This window comes from Shewanella sp. Isolate7, assembly GCF_022398425.1.
Lineage (GTDB): Bacteria > Pseudomonadota > Gammaproteobacteria > Enterobacterales > Shewanellaceae > Shewanella.
On sequence record NZ_JAKEVJ010000011.1, the window covers coordinates 36,325 to 54,374 of the forward strand.

At 56.3% G+C, this 18,050-nt stretch carries 13 protein-coding genes; 5 read left to right on the top strand and 8 right to left on the bottom strand.

Features of this window, described 5'->3' with window-relative positions; genetic code table 11:
- Positions 1–111: 111 nt before the first annotated feature.
- Both L1D47_RS04155 and L1D47_RS04160 read right to left on the bottom strand, forming a co-directional pair.
- Entirely contained in the window at positions 112–2,196 is a 2,085-nt protein-coding gene (locus L1D47_RS04155; RefSeq protein ID WP_239882681.1) for a M13-type metalloendopeptidase, read from the bottom strand.
- Positions 2,197–2,668: 472 nt separating this feature from the next.
- A complete protein-coding gene (locus L1D47_RS04160) occupies positions 2,669–3,205 on the bottom strand; it encodes a sugar O-acetyltransferase (RefSeq protein WP_239882682.1) in 537 nt (178 codons plus the stop codon).
- A gap of 213 nt (positions 3,206–3,418) precedes the next feature.
- On the opposite strand from L1D47_RS04160, the gene rsuA reads away from it, so the two are divergent.
- Positions 3,419–4,111, top strand: coding sequence for a 16S rRNA pseudouridine(516) synthase RsuA (gene rsuA, locus L1D47_RS04165; RefSeq protein WP_239882683.1), 693 nt, complete (start codon positions 3,419–3,421; stop codon positions 4,109–4,111).
- Between the two features lie 51 nt (positions 4,112–4,162).
- Here the strand turns inward: rsuA and L1D47_RS04170 are convergent, their stop codons facing one another.
- On the bottom strand, positions 4,163–4,600 hold the full coding sequence (locus tag L1D47_RS04170) for a DUF3069 domain-containing protein (RefSeq protein ID WP_239882684.1): 438 nt from the start codon (positions 4,598–4,600) through the stop codon (positions 4,163–4,165).
- A gap of 278 nt (positions 4,601–4,878) precedes the next feature.
- Between L1D47_RS04170 and L1D47_RS04175 the strand changes: the two genes are divergently transcribed.
- Positions 4,879–6,786 carry a diguanylate cyclase gene (locus L1D47_RS04175; protein WP_239882685.1) on the top strand — a complete coding sequence of 636 codons (1,908 nt, stop codon included), beginning with the start codon at positions 4,879–4,881 and terminating at the stop codon, positions 6,784–6,786.
- 117 nt (positions 6,787–6,903) lie between these two features.
- Here the strand turns inward: L1D47_RS04175 and L1D47_RS04180 are convergent, their stop codons facing one another.
- Positions 6,904–7,713 carry a transporter substrate-binding domain-containing protein gene (locus tag L1D47_RS04180; protein WP_239882686.1) on the bottom strand — a complete coding sequence of 270 codons (810 nt, stop codon included), beginning with the start codon at positions 7,711–7,713 and terminating at the stop codon, positions 6,904–6,906.
- A 454-nt stretch (positions 7,714–8,167) separates the two neighbouring features.
- On the opposite strand from L1D47_RS04180, the gene queG reads away from it, so the two are divergent.
- Entirely contained in the window at positions 8,168–9,331 is a 1,164-nt protein-coding gene (queG, locus tag L1D47_RS04185) for a tRNA epoxyqueuosine(34) reductase QueG (protein WP_239882687.1), read from the top strand.
- Between the two features lie 47 nt (positions 9,332–9,378).
- Here the strand turns inward: queG and L1D47_RS04190 are convergent, their stop codons facing one another.
- The 3 genes from L1D47_RS04190 to L1D47_RS04200 all read right to left on the bottom strand — a co-directional run bounded on the left by L1D47_RS04190 (position 9,379) and on the right by L1D47_RS04200 (position 12,033).
- The gene (locus tag L1D47_RS04190; RefSeq protein ID WP_041508698.1) at positions 9,379–9,588 is read right to left on the bottom strand and encodes a dodecin; all 210 of its coding nucleotides are present in this window, start codon (positions 9,586–9,588) and stop codon (positions 9,379–9,381) included.
- 104 nt (positions 9,589–9,692) lie between these two features.
- Positions 9,693–11,402: a GMC family oxidoreductase gene (locus L1D47_RS04195; RefSeq protein WP_239882688.1), complete on the bottom strand. Its 1,710-nt coding sequence runs from the start codon at positions 11,400–11,402 to the stop codon at positions 9,693–9,695.
- A gap of 52 nt (positions 11,403–11,454) precedes the next feature.
- On the bottom strand, positions 11,455–12,033 hold the full coding sequence (locus L1D47_RS04200) for a gluconate 2-dehydrogenase subunit 3 family protein (RefSeq protein WP_239882689.1): 579 nt from the start codon (positions 12,031–12,033) through the stop codon (positions 11,455–11,457).
- 227 nt (positions 12,034–12,260) lie between these two features.
- Here L1D47_RS04200 and L1D47_RS04205 point away from each other — a divergent pair, with 227 nt between their 5' ends.
- Both L1D47_RS04205 and L1D47_RS04210 read left to right on the top strand, forming a co-directional pair.
- The gene (locus tag L1D47_RS04205) at positions 12,261–13,733 is read left to right on the top strand and encodes a glutamate synthase-related protein (RefSeq protein ID WP_239882690.1); all 1,473 of its coding nucleotides are present in this window, start codon (positions 12,261–12,263) and stop codon (positions 13,731–13,733) included.
- Between the two features lie 232 nt (positions 13,734–13,965).
- On the top strand, positions 13,966–15,480 hold the full coding sequence (locus tag L1D47_RS04210) for a hypothetical protein (protein ID WP_239882691.1): 1,515 nt from the start codon (positions 13,966–13,968) through the stop codon (positions 15,478–15,480).
- Positions 15,481–15,580: 100 nt separating this feature from the next.
- On the opposite strand, the gene metE is transcribed toward L1D47_RS04210, so the two are convergent.
- Positions 15,581–17,860 (bottom strand): 5-methyltetrahydropteroyltriglutamate--homocysteine S-methyltransferase, encoded by a 2,280-nt coding sequence (gene metE, locus L1D47_RS04215; RefSeq protein WP_239882692.1) that lies wholly within the window; start codon positions 17,858–17,860, stop codon positions 15,581–15,583.
- Positions 17,861–18,050: the final 190 nt, after the last annotated feature.

Sequence of the window (18,050 nt, forward strand, 5' to 3'; positions counted from 1 at the left end):
CTAGCCAGAGTTCACTTAACCTTGGCTGAATGGATCATGAACAATTGTTTATCATAAAACAGACATAAAAAAAGAGCGCCAAGGCGCTCTTTTTCATCGAGAAAACTCGAATTACCAGATCTTCACACGCTGAGCGGGTTCGATGTACATGGCATCGCCCTGCTTAACGTCGAAGGTGGTGTAGAACTCAGGCATGTTAGATAGCGCTCCCAAGGCACGGAACTTAGCCGGTGAGTGCGGATCGGTCGCCACGCGGTTACGCATCGCTTCTTCCTTGATCTTGGCACGCCAGATCTGGCTGAAGCCGATGAAGAAACGCTCGTCGCCGGTCAGTCCGTCGATAACAGGGGCTTCTTTACCATTGAGTGACATCTTGTAGGCCTTGTAGGCGATGGTCACGCCAGACAGGTCGCCGATATTCTCACCCAGGGTCAGCTCACCGTTAACATTCAGGTCGTCAAACACCGCGTAACCGTTGTACTGAGCCACAAGCGCCTTACCGCGCGCAGCAAACTCTTTCAGATCCTGCTCGGTCCACCAGTCGCGCATGTTACCTTCGCCGTCGAATTTAGCGCCCTGGTCGTCGAAGCCATGACCCATCTCGTGACCGATCACCGCGCCGATGCCGCCATAGTTAACCGCATCGTCTGCCGCCATGTTGAAGAAAGGCGGTTGCAGAATCGCTGCCGGGAACACAATCTCGTTCATGGTTGGGTTGTAGTAGGCGTTTACCGTCTGTGGCGTCATGTGCCACTCCCACTTGCGGATTGGCGAACCTAGCTTCTCAAGCTCCTTCTCGTGGCTCAGCTCGCTGGCGCGCATGCTGTTACCCACCAGGTCATCAGCCTTGATGGTCAGCTTGTCGTAGTTTTCCCAGCGATCTGGGTAACCGATCTTAGGATCGAACTTAGCCAGCTTGTCTTTGGCCGCCACCTTAGTATCTGGGCTCATCCAATCCAGGCCGTCGATGCTCTCGCCGTAGGCGCGTCGTAGGTTCTCAACCAGTTCCTGCATGCGCTGCTTAGCTTCAGGCTTGAAGTGACGCTTCACATAAACCTTACCCACAACCTCGCCCAGCAGGTTGTTTACCGTGCTCACGCCGCGCTTCCAACGTGGCTGCGGCTCGGCCTGACCGTTGAGCGTCTTAGAGAAGAACTCGAAGTTTTCACGGTCAAGCTCTGTGCTCAGATCGCCGGCGAAGTGCGTCAGCATCTGCCAGCTCATGTAGGTCTTCCATACAGACAGATCGTTAGCCTTTAGCACCTCGTTGAAACCTTCGATGAAGCTAGGCTGATTGATGATGATGTCGGCCTGCTTGTCAGCGCCCAGGGTCTTGAGGTAACCGTTCCAGTTGATATCCGGTGCCAGCTTAGGCAGGTCCGCTACCTGATACAGGTTGTAGGTCTTAGTGCTGTCACGCGTCTCGACCACATCCCAATGACGGCTGGCGATAGCGGTTTCCAGCGCAAGGATCTGCTCGGCGCTCTCTTTGGCATTCGCCAGACCAGCCAGGTTGAACATCTTCTCGATGTGGGCCACAAACGCCTTACGAATGTTGACGAAACGCTCGGCTTCGTTGAAGTAGTAGTCTTTCTCCGGCAGGCTCAAACCATATTGCCAGATATGGGTTGCATAGCGACTAGAGTTTTTCGAGTCGATGTCGATGTAGAAAGCCAGCGGCGTGCCGCCACCTATGAGCTGGCTGTGGGCAAAGTATTCCACCAGCTGATCTTTGTTCTCAAGGGCGGCGATCTTGTCCAGCTCACCTTGAATCGGCTTGATACCCAGCTTGTCTAGCTGATCTGTGTCCATGAAAGAGCGATACAGGTCGGCAACCTTCTGCTCATCGCTGCCCGCCTTCAGGTTAGGCGTAGCCGCCACCTCTTCGATGATCGCCTTAACATCGTCACGCGACTTCTCACGCAGGTCATAGAAGGCACCCGTGCTGGTGCGATCGCCTGGGATCTCTGTATTCTTGATCCAGGTGCCGTTTACATAGGCATAAAAATCATCTTGAGGACGTACCGACTTGTCGAAGTTAGCGAAATCGATCCCCGAGGTCAGGGCCTGCTCTACCGCGGCTGCGGTTTCTGTCTTGGCGGTTTCAGGGGCCTTAACTTCTGCCTGGTCGCTGTTGCAAGCGCTAAGACCAAGAATCAAAGAGGCGCACACCCCTCCAACGAACACTTTTTTCATGTGAATTCCTTTTATGCTTAATTGTTTTTTTGTTAGCAATGCGACTGTCATGGCGAAGCCAAAATGGTGCAAAAACTGCTTCAAGATACCTATGTTAAAGGGATTGGGCCAATGTAAACAAGTTTATCTGCGGTCCGTGGGTGAAATTATGCTCACTCATATGTAAGTAAAGATTTCCTCTCCCCAGGCCAGCAGCCCAGTAGCGCCTAGGGCCTGTTTATCTTTCGCGTTCATTTTTACAGCATTCTGTATCGCTTTTATACAAGGCAGAGCGATTGTAATGTAGTGCACTACATCAATGAGCGATAACGCAGTAGAAAAATGATACAGACGCTGCCCGCAGGGTTCGTCTTGAGCACGTTCAACACTTTGTTACTCGGCTTTTATATAGAATAACTATACTTCAAGCCTCATGCCGCGATTTGAACGTGCTCAATTAGAACAAAAAGTGTTCTCAAAAGGTCAACAGGCCCTAGATATATCGTATCACCCGCGCCGGATTACCGCCCACCAGCGTCCTCGGCGCCACATCCTTGGTCACCACGGCGCCGGCGGCGATAACCGCCTCATCGCCTATGGTCACGCCCGGCAGAATGATCGCCCCGCCACCAATCCATACCCGTTCGCCGATCTGGATAGCCTCGGCCTGTTCCCAGCCCTGACAGCGACGCTCCGCATCCAGTGGATGATTAGCGGTGTAGCACTGCACGTTTGGCCCTATCATGGTCTGGCGGCCTATGGTGATGAGGGCGTTGTCCTGCAGGGTGACATTGACGTTGATAAATACCTGAGGCGCCACATGCAGATTCTGACCATAGCTGATATAGAGCGGCAGCTTAATCACGGCCTGGGGATCCAGATGAGGCAGCAGCTCATAGTCCACTGCTGCGCGCAGGTTCATCTCGGCGTTCGCCTGTTGCCGCAACTGCCAGCGCTTTTGCAACTCGCTGTCGAGGCAGTTGTACTCCTGACCGCCGATCATCTTGTCAAATTCACTAAGAGCTTCCATCGCCTGCCGACTCCTTAGGGATGCATACGCAATTTAAGATTGCTCATGCTAACATTTTTCCTTAGCGGCATTTATCCGGGCAGCCACTTTTCTTTACTGGCATTTCGCACGACTAGCACTTTTCCTTTCTCGCACTTTTCCTTTCTAGCACTTTTCCTTTCTTCTCTGGGGCCTCATAATAGCGCCCCACAGTAGCATCCTTAGGTTAACCCAGTGCGTTTAGACAAATTTATCAGCGAATCCACCCATCTCACCCGCTCCTTGGCCAAGAAGGCCCTTCACAGAGGCGAAGTGACCGTCGATGGCCAGGTGATCAAAGATGGCAGCTTTAAGTTGAATGATAGCCAGAAAGTCTGTCTGGACGGCGAGCCCATCTCGCTGATTGGGCCACGTTTTATCATGCTGCACAAGCCGGTGGATACCCTCTGCTCAACCGTCGATGAGGCCTATCCTTCTGTGCTCAATCTGCTCGAACTGCCCCATAAAGAAGACCTACACATCGCCGGACGACTGGACGCCGATACCACTGGGCTGGTGCTGATCACCAGCGACGGTCAGTGGTCCCACAGGGTCACCTCTCCGAAACGCGAATGCGGTAAGACCTATCTGGTGCAGCTGGCCAATCCCCTCAAAGAGGAGTGGGTCGAGCAATTTGCCACCGGGCTGGCACTGCGCAACGAAGATGGGCTCACCAAACCCGCTGAGCTTGAGTTGCTTGGCAGCCATGAGGCGAGACTCACCATCACCGAAGGTAAATATCATCAGGTAAAACGCATGTTTGCCGCCGTCGGCAACAAGGTGGTGGGACTGCACAGGGAGTCTATCGGCGAGATAGTGCTGGACGACAGCTTGGCAGAGGGGGAATGGCGCTACCTGACAGAGGGTGAAATAGCCTCGGTAAAATAGCGCGCCGCCGGTAGCCAAAGATGCAAGCTACCAGTCTATTTATTGGCCCAATTACTTACCCGCAATGACCGCCTTGATGCTATTGAGTAGCGCGCGGTCGGTGCGGGCCTTCTTCAACTTCTTCACACTCTCCTTGAGCGAGGCGTCTGAAAGACGGGTAAAGATGTTGTTGTACTCCTTCTCCTCAATCGCCTCGTCGCTATCGGCCAACTCGGCGATATCCTGAGCGACGCGGCTAAGCTGTAGCCAGGCATTCGCGATATAGAAGCCGTGAAATTCGGCCTGAGCCAATAGCCCCTTGGCGCTGGTAGGCAGGGCCTCCCAGGCGGCGATAAATTTGCCCTCTTCATCGCTTAACAACTCGTTAAACAGATTGGCATAGGCCTCAAGCAGATTTGCCGGCACCTTATCCATAGAGATCACGGTATTACATACGTTCAGCGCCGCCTGTTCGGCGATCGCCTGATATTCTTGACTGGGTTTACTCATAAGACACTCTCAACACAACACGCCGCTATTACCGCGGCTAGGTTCGCCTAAAAACACTCGCCGGATTGGGCCGCCAAGCGGGCGCAGAATAAAGGCTGACGTTATACCCTAGTCTGACTGAAAAGGAAAATTGACACTTTTGTTATATGAAAGTTAAAAACAACGCATAAAAAATATACTTTTTACTGTCAATAAACTGTCATCCGTATAATATAGTTACAAAAAAAGTGTTTATGCTATGGTTAAATGGTCACATAGCAAGGTTGGCAAAGCTAAAAATGACAAGAAAAATAAAAGCAAAATCCTGGATAACGTCTCTGCTGCTGATCAGCCTTAGCCTCTCACTCTTAGGCCTCAGCCCATCGAGCCTGGCGCAAGAAAATACCGCCGAAGAGATAGATGCTGTTTTCCAGAAATTCGATCGCGGCGAGTATGGTGACCAGGAAGCGATCAAAGAGGCGCTTGGCTTCCTGACGACCAATGTCTCGCCCGATGACATGGAGCGTTACCTCAAGCTACAGACTGTGCTTTGCTGGAACAACTATGACATCACCAAGCAGCAAGCGCTCAAAGATGCCATCGCCTTTGCCGACATGAAACTCCTTACCGAAGGGGTCGCCGCCTCGCCAGAGATAACCACAGATCTCAAGCTGTGCCGCGCCTTCATGCACCAGTTGCTTGGCAAGGTAGATGTGGCTCTGGAGGAATACAACAAGGTTGTCGCCGAAGCCTATCTCATCGAATCCCCGAGGCTGATCGCCGACTCGCGCTCACTGCGCGGCGCCATCTACTCTTTTCAAGGTAACTTTGCCCAGGCACTGGAAGATCTGATCACCGCCCAGCACCTGTATGAATCCCTCAACCTGCAGCACTGGGCCATCTACAACCTCACCGAATTGGCCACCAGCTATCGCCGCTTCGGCGATCCCCAGACGGCCATCAAATATTATCACAAGCTGGAGAAGGGCTTCGAAGATACCGGCGACAAAAATGGCGCCAACGCCATCAAGACAGAGATAGGCTACGCCCTTCAGGAACTTGGCGAGTATGAGGCGGCGCTTAAGCAGCACAAGGAGGCCTATCAATACTGGCGCGACACCCTGGGTGAGGAAGCCAGTGCCTACACCGCGGTGAATGTTGCCGGCGTACTGATTGAGCTACATCGCCAAAGGGAGGCTAAGCCATACCTAGCGCTCGCAGAGAAGTACGTACAGCCGGAACAAGGCGCCAGCTACAGTTTCATGCGCCTCTATCAGGCGCAATCGGCGCTGAAGGATGGTCAGTATCAACAGGCTCTCGACTATATCGACATGGCCGAGAAGGCCTTTAATCAGATCAAAAACACCCGCGGCCTGGAGATGCTGCATATGGTGCACAGCCAGATCTTCGTCGCCGAAAAAGACTGGCAACAGGCCTACGAGGCGCTGCTGAGCTATATCCAGGCCCATAAGGCACTCGATGCCACCCAGCAGACCAACCGCACCACCGAGATGCGAACCCGCTTCAATACCGAGCAGATAGAGCGCGAGAATCAGCAGCTGATCGAACTGCAGAAGATCAAGGAAAACGAGCTGGTGATCCTCAAGCAGAACAAGTATCTGCAACTGGCGGTGATCGTGCTGGGCTGCATCATCATGATCATTCTCTCGATCGTCGCCTACAAGCAGTCACAGAAATCCAAGCTGCTCTCTATCCTGGCACTGACGGACCACCTGACCCAGTTGCCTAACCGGCGCTACACCTACTCCAAGGGTGAGGGATACTTCAAGTCCAAGAATGAGGAGCACCACCCGCTGTCGATCATACTGTTCGATGCCGACCACTTTAAGAAGGTGAACGATAAGTATGGCCATGATATAGGTGATAAGATGCTCATCGCCCTCGCCAACATCAGCAACGGATTGATGCGTAAACAAGATCTGGTGGGACGTGTCGGCGGAGAAGAGTTTCTGGTTATCCTGCCCGGCACCACGGCCGAGCAGGCACTCAATGTCGCCCAGCGCCTGGTCACCACGGTAGAGAGCAGCAATTTCGATGACGTCTACATGAATTTCAAGCTCACCATCAGCGCAGGTATCGCCTGCAGCGATGGCGACAAGAGCTTCGAGCAGCTGTTGAAACGGGCCGACGATGCCCTCTACCGCGCCAAGTCATCGGGCCGTAACTGCGCCATCTTAGATACCTAATGATTGCAATTAACCGACAGCTGCAATTAACCGACAGCTGAAATTAACCAGAAGCCACAGTTAAGACGCAGCAGTCAACCCATAGTCGCGGTTAGCTAATCGCGACCAACCAGCGACCTACAAACTTAAGTCACCATGTTTAAGCAGCTCGATACGATGGGGTGGAGTGAGTTTGGGAAACCATTCGTGATAGAGGCGCGCCATCTCGCCTGAGGCCTGCAGCTTAACCAGGGCATCATGCCAGCGAAGCACCCGCTCTGGGTCAGTCCCCTTAGAGAAAGCCAGATAGAGATCTATCTGCGCCAGCTCCAACACGGGATGCACCTCATCCAGCCCCATATTCACCTCGGCCAGCAGCCTCGCCACCGCCAGATCGGCCTGACACCAGAAACGGATCCTGTCGTGCTGTAGCTGACGCGCCGACTGCTGGGGAAAGCTGGCCACCGTCAGGTGCTCTACCCCTTGACGCATCAGGATAGACTCCCCCAGAGAGCCACGATAGACGCCGACGCTGCCCAGGGCATCCAGCTCAGCTACCGATGTGGGCGTCACCCTGTCATCGGCCTTGGCATAGATAGAGATACTGGTGGTGGCTATGGGACCGACGAAATCGAAATTCCTGCTGCGCTGCTCGTTAAGGGAGGTGGCAAACAAGAGCACATTGGCCTGGCCCTCTGCGATGGCAACAGCCCGCGCCCAGGGCAATACCTCGATATTGGCCTCCTCGCCCAGTTCACTGGCGAGGCGCCGCACCAGGCTGACACCATAGCCCATGGGAAGCCCCTGTTCCTGATAGCTCATGGGCGCCCACTCTTCGGTCAACATACGCAGGGGCGCCGCCCCAACCGGACGGGATAGACCAAGCAGTGATAAATAGATCAGCGATAAACCAATCAGCAAGATGCGCCACGCGCTACACCAGATCAAATTGCTCTCCCGCAAGTTAGGCCAACGCCTGTTATTGATTATCGTCTAAGATGGGCAGGCTTTCCCTATGCCTATACTAATGCCTATACTTAGCACCCATATTCAGCGCCTATAGTTGGTGCCTATAGTTGGTGCCTATAGTTGGTGCCTAAATTTAGCAACTATATTTAGCGCCTTAATTTGTGCCTATGCTGCCGAACCCTTTTCTCGACGCCTCTTCCCAACTTAAATAGCGCCCAGCCAAATTGCAATAGGCGCCATTAGAGGCAAGACCAGGCCATCCTATTCTTTTAAGCAAAACCCTAACTATTAGATTAACCACTGGTATTAGTCATGGCCTTAACCACTGGCATTAGTCGTCGCCTTAAGCAGCCGTGTTAGATTTTCTCACGCAAAGCAAAACTGTTATCATGGCGCCACAGTTATCCTGACCTCACCACTCTTGGTCCAAAGTATGTCTCACCACAGCCCCCTGACGCCCCAAGCATTACAGCAGCTCGCCCTTAAGATCAAAACCTGGGGTAAGGCATTAGGCTTTGCGCAAATCGGCATCTGCGATACCGATCTCAGCGCCGAAGAGCCCAAGCTACAGGCCTGGCTCGATAAGGGCTACCACGGCGAGATGGGCTATATGGAGAGTCATGGCATGATGCGCGCCCGCCCTCATGAGCTGCATCCGGGCACGGTGCGGGTCATCAGTGCGCGCATGGACTACCTGCCGCCAGAGGCTGGCTTTGCCACCCACCTTAAAGACCCCAATCTGGCTTATATCTCACGCTACGCGGGGGGCCGTGACTATCACAAGATGATCCGCAACCGGCTAAAGAAGCTGGGGCAGCAGATTGAGGCCGAGCTGGATGACTTAGGGTTAGCGCGCCCCAATTACCGCCCCTTCGTGGATTCAGCGCCGATCTTAGAGCGCCCGCTGGCGGATAAGGCTGGGCTCGGCTGGACGGGCAAGCACAGCCTGCTACTCAATCATGAGGCGGGGAGCTGGTTCTTCCTGGGTGAGCTACTTATCGATCTCCCGCTACCTGTGGATATTCCGGTCAAAGCCGATTGCAACACCTGCGTGGCCTGCATCAAGTCATGCCCCACCAACGCCATCGTCGAGCCCTATGTGGTGGATGGCAGGCGCTGCATCTCCTATCTCACCATAGAACTGCAGGGGGCAATTCCCAAGGAGTTCAGGCCCTTGATAGGCAACCGCATCTATGGCTGTGACGACTGTCAGCTGGTGTGTCCGGTCAATGGTGAGGCGCCCTTGACCCAGGAAAGCGATTTTCATACCCGGGACCCACTCAAACGCCCAGCGCTATTGACCCTCTTTGCCTGGAGCGAGGCGGAGTTTCTCAAGTTTACCGAAGGCAGCGCCATTCGCCGTATCGGCCATAAGCGTTGGCTGCGCAACATAGCGATTGCCCTGGCTAATGCCCCTGCATCAGAGGAGATAATCGCCGCCCTCGAGGCTCGCCGGGACAGCGAAGAGGTCGACGACATGGTACGCGAGCATATCGACTGGGCGCTGGCGCGCCAGCAGTCTGGTGACGTTCAAATCAATCGTAAGACCCAGAGGGTGATCCGCACCGTCGAAAAGGGGCTGCCCCGGGATGCCTGATGCCTGATGCCTGATGCCTGATGCCTGATGCCTGATGCCTTGCATCATCAATCTGAGTCTAAGGTGAAGCCCACCTTAATCGTCACCTGCCAGTGGGCAATCAAGCCGGCCTCTAAGTGCCCCCGGGTCTCGACCACCTGAAACCACCTGAGATGATGCAGCGACTGACTGGCCGATTCGATGGCATTCTTAATCGCCTCGTCCGAACTTATGGGTGAGGAACCAACGAGCTCGATGATCTTGTAGGTATGACTCATAGTGGATCTCCTGTTGCAAACTGGCTATCCCCTTGAGTATAGAAAAGCTTTGCGTCCCCTGTGTACCCAGACGCAAAATCCTTACTGAATCACCACAGCTAAGCCTACTTTAAGCGCCCTAGCAGCTTGTCGGCCACCCGAAAGGCGTTGGCATAAATGGTAAAGGTCGGGGTGACGCTCCCGCCATTTGGCATGAAGGCGCCGTCGGTCACATACAGATTATCGCAATCGTGTACCCGGCAATCGGGATCAAGCACAGATGTGCGCGGATCGACACCGAAGCGGCATCCCCCCGCCACTAGGTTGGCCGTGGGGTCGCTAAACACATTGCCCCAGACCTCGTCGGCGCCCATGGCCTGCATCACCTCCACGCCGCGATCGACCAGATACTGGGCGACCTTAAGATCGTGGGGATGAAAACCGGCGCGCACCTTGGCCACCGGCTGGCCCCATTTATCCTTCTCCTCATCATCCAGGCTGACAAAACACTCATCATGGGTGAGCCAGTCGCAGAAGACCTCAAACTTAAAGTCCCGCGACTGGGTAAAGTGCGCCTTAAGCTTCTGTTTGAGCGGCGTCCCCCAGAGCAGATTGCCCTCCTGCCACTTGAGCGCATTCGCCTCACTGGTGGGCGATGGCGGGTCGAACACGAAGTCTAAGGTGCCGCCCTTTACGGGCTTATCGAACGCCGCCTTATCATCAATCACATACCAGTCTTGCAGGGCGCGATTAAAGAAGGGGCCGCGCAGCTTGAGGCCTCTGGCGGTCTCGGCTGATAGTTTATCCAGCTTAAACACCCCGTGGCCGGTCCCACCGGCGCAGCAGTGCAGGTTCTTGCCAACCTGGCCATGGCGGTTGCCTATCCCCTTAGGGTGTTTCTCACCTGTGCTCGCCAGCAGCAGGCGCGCACTCTCGATGGCATAGCAGGCGACCACGAAAATTTTGGCCTGGATCCGCCGACTGTCGCCCTTGGCATCGAAATAGTCGGCAGAGCTCACCCGTCCCTTGCTATCGGTATTGAGTCGATACACCTTGGCCCGGGGGATGATGCGGCAATGGCCGCTGGCCACCGCATGATTCAGCAGCGCCACCCGGGCGCTGCCCTTGGCACCCGAATGACAGCCATAGCTGCCGCAATAGCCGGAATACTCGCAGCTCATCCGCCCGTTGAAGGGGCGAGACAATATGGCCCGCGCCATCGGCAGTGGATTAAGCTTCAGCGCCTCGCAGGCATTATCGAAACGCGCCGTGATAGGGTGCTCGACGGTAGGCGCAAAGGGAAAGTCCGGGGTCGACCTAGGTTCTAAGTGGGGATGTTGCACCACTCGGCCGCTGACGCCGACAAGCTGCTCCACCTTAGTGTAATACGGCTCTAGCTCCTCATAGCTGATGGGCCAGTCGACCGTGTTGCTGCCGGGGATCACCCCATAGGTCGAGGCGAGACGAAAATCCGTTGGCTTAAGGCGATGGAAATAGCCGCTCATAAAGTTAGAGGCGCCGCCGACGATATTGCCGCCCCAAAACTGCGCCGTGGTCTCCCGGCGCCAGCCCCCCTCGCCATCGGGTAGCTCGAGCACGTGACGCTCCTCGTCAAACCGAGAGCGAAACACCCTGTGGCGCGGCAATTGCTCATCTTTCACGAAATCCTGCTCGGTATACCAGTCGCCCTTTTCCAGCACGACCACGTCGATCCCGGCTCTGGCCAACTCATAGGCGATGGGGCCGGCGCCCGCACCGCTGCCCACGATACAAACCTCGAATTGATGGGGCGTCTGTGTCTCCCCCTTGGGTGCTAATCCAGTAGCTGCTGTCATCTGCAAAGCGTCCTAATAAAAATCTGCTAAAAAAGTGGCCTGTCATCCCAGATTAAAAATCGAGATAACTCTTACCCGCTTTAGGCCGAGGAAAACCCGGCTGGTGATCGAGCCAGCGCCAACCTATCTCGTCTGGATTGCCACCATAGAGGGGATCCAGCGTCAGCGCCTCAATCAGGTAATAGAGCAGCAGGGAGAGCCAGTTCTCACCGGCGCGGCTCTTAGCGATCTCTTTTAGCAGCGCGTCTTGCTCATCCCAGCTCAGCACCAGAAAACTACTTCCCCTTTGGGTATCGGCCCAATCCTCCAACCAGGCCGCGCCCTGCAAGATAAATTGCCTGTCCTCATCGATGCGATTATCGGGATCTTCCATGGCCCACAAGAGATAGCGATAGGCATTGAGATCCTTGGCCGAGGGGCCATCGCCATCATCGGGAAACAGATGTAGCTGCACCGCCTCAATGATGGCGCGGTTGATCACATCAAAACCTTGCGGCCTTGTCGTGATGGAAAATTCGGTGTCGGCCCAGCTCAACTGGGGTTTAGCCGCCAACAGCATCGCCGCGGCGCCGCTTGCAGTCAGAAACGCCCGCCGGGTCAAGCCGCTTTCAAAGGCATACTCTGTAGCCATCTTATTCCCTCGCCTTGTCACCTTACCTCCCAAAGCCTGCAAGCTGATCTCGCCTCAGTCGGTACACAGACCGAAAATATCGCTAAATCGATTCAACTGAGTGTGAATTTTTCACCGCCCCGGGTCAACACCCAGCGCACAAAGCCATTGAATCACCAGGCGGCGACCCGGCGAAAATGCGCCTAGACTAAAGGCAACGGCCAATGCGCAACCCCTAAGGAGATTCCATGGTTAACCCTATCATCGCCGATAACAAGCCCAAGAAAGTCGAGCTCACCAAAGGCAAGGAATACTATTTCTGTGTCTGCGGCCGCTCCGATAACCAGCCCTTCTGCGATGGTTCCCATAAGGGAACTGGGTTTAGCCCCAAGGCCTTCACCGCCGAGAAAGATGGCGAAGCCTACCTTTGCGCCTGCAAACACACGGGCAACGCCCCCTACTGTGACGGCACCCATAAAAACTTCACCGCCGAGCAGGTGGGCCAGAAGGGGCCTGGACGCGAGGCCTTAGGCATCGATGTCGGTAAGCCGCCCAAGGCGGCCGCCACTCAGGAGGAGTCCGGCGTCGAGCTGATCCATCAGCTGGCCAGGGAAGGCCTGAAGACTCTCGGCCATCACGGCCCCATGGTCGCCATGGGCGTCCCCAAGTATCAGCTGCCCAGCTGGGACGAGATTCAGATCATGACGGCCCAGATAGCCAGCAAGCCTCTGTTTGAAGAGGAGGCCGTCGACACAGAGCTGATCATAGGCCCTGAGGCACGCAAGCCGCTGAGGCTCAAAATCCCCCTGCTGGTGTCGGACATGAGCTTCGGCGCGCTATCGCAAGAGGCCAAGACCGCCCTGGCCAAGGGGGCCGAGCTGGCGGGCACGGGGATCTGCTCGGGTGAGGGCGGCATGTTGTCCGAAGAACAAGCGGCCAACTCCCGCTACTTCTACGAACTGGCCAGCGCCCAGTTTGGCTACCAGGAGGCCTTGATGGCCAAGATACAGGCGTTCCATTTCAAGGGGGGCCAGGGCGCCAAGACAGGCACAGGCGGTCATCTGCCCGGTAGCAAGAACCAGGGCAAGATCGCCCAGATAAGAGGCATTCCTGCGGGGCAAGATGCCATCTCACCACCGCGTTTCAGGGACCTCAACTCGGTGGCCGACTTCAAACGCTTCGCCGACAGGGTGCGAGAACTCAGCGGCGGCGTGCCTATCGGCTTTAAGCTCAGTGCTAACCATATCGAACGGGAGATCCAGTTTGCACTGGATGCCAGCGCCGACTACATCATACTCGACGGCCGAGGCGGCGGCACGGGCGCGGCGCCGCAGATCTTTCGCGATCACATCAGCGTGCCCACCATTCCAGCCCTGGCCCGCGCCCAGCGCTACCTCGACCAGCAGGGCGGCAGGGTTACCCTGATCATCACTGGCGGTCTCAGGCTGCCCATGGACTTTGTCAAGGCAATGGCCCTTGGCGCCGACGGCGTGGCCCTGGCCAACAGCGCCATGCAGGCGATCGGCTGCGTGGCCGCTCGCATCTGTAACACCAACAACTGCCCCGCCGGCATTGCCACCCAAAATGCCGACCTGCGTCAGCGCCTCAACATAGATAAATCGGCGCAGCAGCTGGCCAACTTTCTTCAGGCCTCCACCGAACTGATGCAGGTGATGGCCAGGCTCTCGGGCATCCCCTACGCCGGGGTGACGCCTATCTAGGCGTTAGCCAGCCCCATCTAGCCTAATCTCACACTTGTAAGTCTAGGGCCTGTAGGGCCTAGACTTGCAGGCATAAGATTTACTGACCTTAGGTTAGCCAAAAATAAACAGGCTAATGGCTTGTTTAATAAGACAAACCGGTGCAAACTTGCCGCCGAGGATCTCGGGACGAATCCATCGCCCAACATTAGCACTCGCCTCATTGCTGCCATAGACAATGTGAAGGACCACAATGCAAGTCGTTATTTTATCGGTAATCTTAGCCCTACTCTTCGTCATCCTGCTGCTGGTCTACCTTAACTGGCGCAATAAACAACCTCTAGCGCTTAGCGGCGGCCCTGACGAGGTGTTGTCTCAGGCCAGCCAACTCTTGAACCGAGGCAAAGATGCCCAGGCCATCGACTATCTTGAGCGAGCGGCCGACATGGGCATGGCCCATGCGGCGCAGTTTCTCGGTGAACTCTACAGCCTGGAAGGCACCCATCTGTTTGATCTGGCTAAGGCCGACCACTGGTTTCAACAGGCGGCCAGGCTTGATGAGCAGATTGCCGATCTTCAACGCCAGATGCTCAAATTTAAGGTTCACCCCACCCAGGAAGCTGGCAAGCAGCAGCTAAAAGAGATGTTGAAGCCAGGTGCCGATCAGGGCAATAGCAAGCAGCAGGCCGAGCTCGGCAGGCTCTATCAGGAAAGCCCGCTGCTGGACCCCGACGGCACCAAGGCGCTGCACTATCTCGGCCTCGCCGCCGAGGCGGGCGATACGCAGGCGCAGTACCATCTGGCCAACCTGCTACTGGCCCCTCACCACGGCGAGCCCGATCCCATCAGGGCAAGAGCCCTGCTGGAGGCCATTACCGAAAGCGAACCCTTAGCCAAGAGCCAGCTGGCGCAGATGCTGCTAACGGGAGAAGGCGGCCCGGCCGAGCCCCGCGAGGCAGAGCGCCTGATGCGCGAGGTGGCCGAGGAAAACGACTTTGCCCTCATCGAGCTGGCATACCTCTATCAGGAAGGCACAGCCCTGCCTCAGGATATCCCCAAGGCAGAGGAGTGCCTAAGACAAGCCCTCGCCATGGAGAATCACAGCGCCGCCTATCGCCTGGGCGAGTTACTGCTCAAACATAAACGCGATAGCGACAGCCACCGCGAGGCGATCGCCCTGCTCACGCCGCTGGCCGAGCAGTGGTGGACGGATGCCCTCTTCCTCCTGGGCAAGGCCCATGAAGATGGATTAGGCACCCGCCGTCACCTGCCCACGGCGCTGAGCTACTACCGCTTGGCCGCCACAGATCCCGCCCCCTATCACCTGACGCGGGTAGACGAATTGAGTGCCAAGATGGGAAGCTATGAGCTGGAGCATGCCGAGAGCCTGTATCGGCAGTTTCTGACCGAGCATCCACTGAGCCAGGAGCAACAGGCCAGCATAGATCTTACCCACGGGCTGCGACTGTTCCATGAAGATGACAGGGGACGACGCCATCCCAGAGAGGCCATCGCTTACCTTGAGCGCGCCGCGCTCGCCGGCGAGAACCTGGCACTTGAGCCTCTGCATCAGGCCTGTGTAGAGACCGGGCAGAGGGTAGACGCCGCCATCTGGGCCCAGCTCGCCCTAACGGATCAGTTTTACTATCTTCCCACTGGCGAGCTCGAGGTCAGTTTAACCAGCCTCAGACAAGGCTTTAGCGAGGCCGAAGAGGCGCTGTTTACACAACGCCTCGCCGAGAGACAAGCGACACTCGCCGCCAACTGATTAGCTAACGGTGCAGATGAGCCTGGTCATAAAAAGCATAAATAAAAAGCGTAGCGGGCGCTCCGTCTTGGGCTCGCCCGCTGCGTGTTAGAGACTCGGCCTAGCCCAGGCGTCGCCTCAGCTCCTTGGTCGCCTTCACCATGTTAGCCAGCGCCGGCTCCACCTCATCCCAGGTGCGGGTCTTGAGACCACAGTCGGGATTGACCCAGAGCTGGCCCACGGGGATCTTAGTCGCCGCCTTCTCGATAAGCGTCACCATCTCCTCAACCGTTGGAAGATTGGGGCTATGGATGTCATATACTCCTGGGCCTATCTCGTTGGGATATTCGAAGTCCTCGAAGGCATTGAGCAGCTCCATGTGCGAGCGCGAGGTCTCTATGGTGATCACATCCGCGTCCATGGCGGCGATGGCATCTATGGTGGCATTGAACTCGCTGTAACACATGTGGGTATGGATCTGGGTCTCATCCTCTGCGCCCGCGGCGCTGAGCTTAAAGGCGGCCACCGCCCAGTCGAGATAGTGCTGCCACTCGCTGGCCTTAAGCGGCAGCCCCTCTCGAAACGCCGGCTCATCTATCTGAATGATCCCTATCCCCGCCGCCTGCAAGTCGGTCACTTCGTCGCGAATAGCTAAGGCTAGCTGATTGGCTATCTGTTCACGGCCGATATCTTCCCGAGCGAAAGACCAATGCAAGATGGTCACAGGGCCGGTCAGCATGCCCTTCACCGGCCTGTCGGTCAGGCTCTGGGCGAAGCTGGCCCAGGAGAGTGTCATCGGCTGACGACGCGACACATCACCGTAGATGAGCGGCGGCTTGACGCAGCGCGAGCCATAGCTCTGCACCCAGGCAAACTGGGTAAAGCCCACGCCATCGAGCTGCTCGCCGAAGTATTCCACCATGTCGTTGCGCTCGGCCTCGCCATGGACCAGAACATCTATGCCCAGCTTGAGCTGACGGCTGATGCTGTCGCGGGTCACCGCCTCGAGCTGGGCCACATAGGCCTGCTCGGTCAGCTCCCCCTTACGCCAGCGACTGCGCAGACCACGAATGGCCGGTGTTTGGGGAAAGGAGCCGATGGTGGTGGTAGGCAGCAGCGGCAAACGAAAACGAGCCTGCTGCCTGAGGCGGCGCTCACCAAAGCCGCTACCACGGGTGAAATCGGCAGGCGTTAACCCCTTGAGCCTCGCCTGCACCTCAGGATTCGCCGCACGCTCACGGGCCTCGCGCCTGGCCTCACAACGCGCCACAATGCTTTGCGCCTCATCGCTCTGCGGGTTGAGTAGCAATATACGCAGCTGCGCTAACTCATCGAGCTTCTGCCTGGCAAAACTCAGTTGATTGACCAAATCCGCTGCCAGCTCTGTCTCGCTCGCCAGATCCACGGGCACATGCAAGAGCGAACAAGAGGGTGCCAGCCAGACACGTTCGCCAAAATCCGCCACGACGCCACGCAGCCGCTCGGCCAGCAGATCCAGATCCGCCGCCCATACGTTGCGGCCATTGATCACCCCCAGGCTGAGCACCTGGGCAGGCTTGAGGCTGGCGGCAAACTGCTTAAGCTGCTGGGCATCGCTCACCAGATCCAGGTGCAAACCGTCAACCTCAAGATCGCTGATCACACCATGATGATGGGCGACAGAGCCATAGTAGCTGGCCAGCAGCAGCTTAAGCCCCTGACCACTGAGTTCTGCGTAGGCTGGGGCGAAGGCCACCTGCCACTCCTTTGCAAGCTCCAGCGCCAGTATCGGCTCATCGAGCTGTACCCAGGTCACGCCCTGGCTGGCAAAGCGCGCGAGTATCGCCCGGTACGCCTCGAGCAGCTGGGGAAGCAGGCTCAACTTATCGAAAGATTCGCCCTCGCATTTGGCTAAGTAGAGGTAGCTAAGCGGGCCCAGCAGGATGGGCTTAGGCTGATGACCCAGGGATTTGGCCTGTTCCACCTCGTCGAACAGCTGCTCGTAGGCGATGGCGAAGCGCTGCCCCGCCCTGAGCTCTGGCACTATGTAGTGGTAGTTGGTATTGAAGTATTTCTTCATCTGAGCGGCGCGGCAGGCCTCTCCTGTGGGCGCTCGACCGCGAGCCACACGAAACAGGGTATCTAGGTCCACCTGCTCGCCGCTGCGATGACGCTCGGGGATGGCGTCTATGGTGGCGCTAAGGGTGAGCACCTGATCGTAGAAGGCAAAGTCCCCCACCGGCAGCAGTTTCACGCCCGCCGCCTGCTGCCACTGCCAGTGGGTTTGACGCAGCTCGCTGGCAACCGATTGTAGCTGAGCCTGGTCAATCTCGCCGCGCCAATACTTTTCCAGGGCAAATTTGAGTTCCCGTTGACGACCGATTCGTGGAAAGCCTAATGAAGCAACATCTAGAGTTTGCATATTGTATACCCTTTACATTAAGATGAGCGAAATTCATGGTTAGCGCCCTTCGCTGTCATCGCAATCCAGGTTTGAGAACTGAAATTGCACAACAAACCAAAACAGGCGTCTGGACGTCTAGAAGTTTATTGTGCTAATCTGTTGTCTCGCAATCGAATTGATTTCACGAGCAACATGAGCCAAATTCATG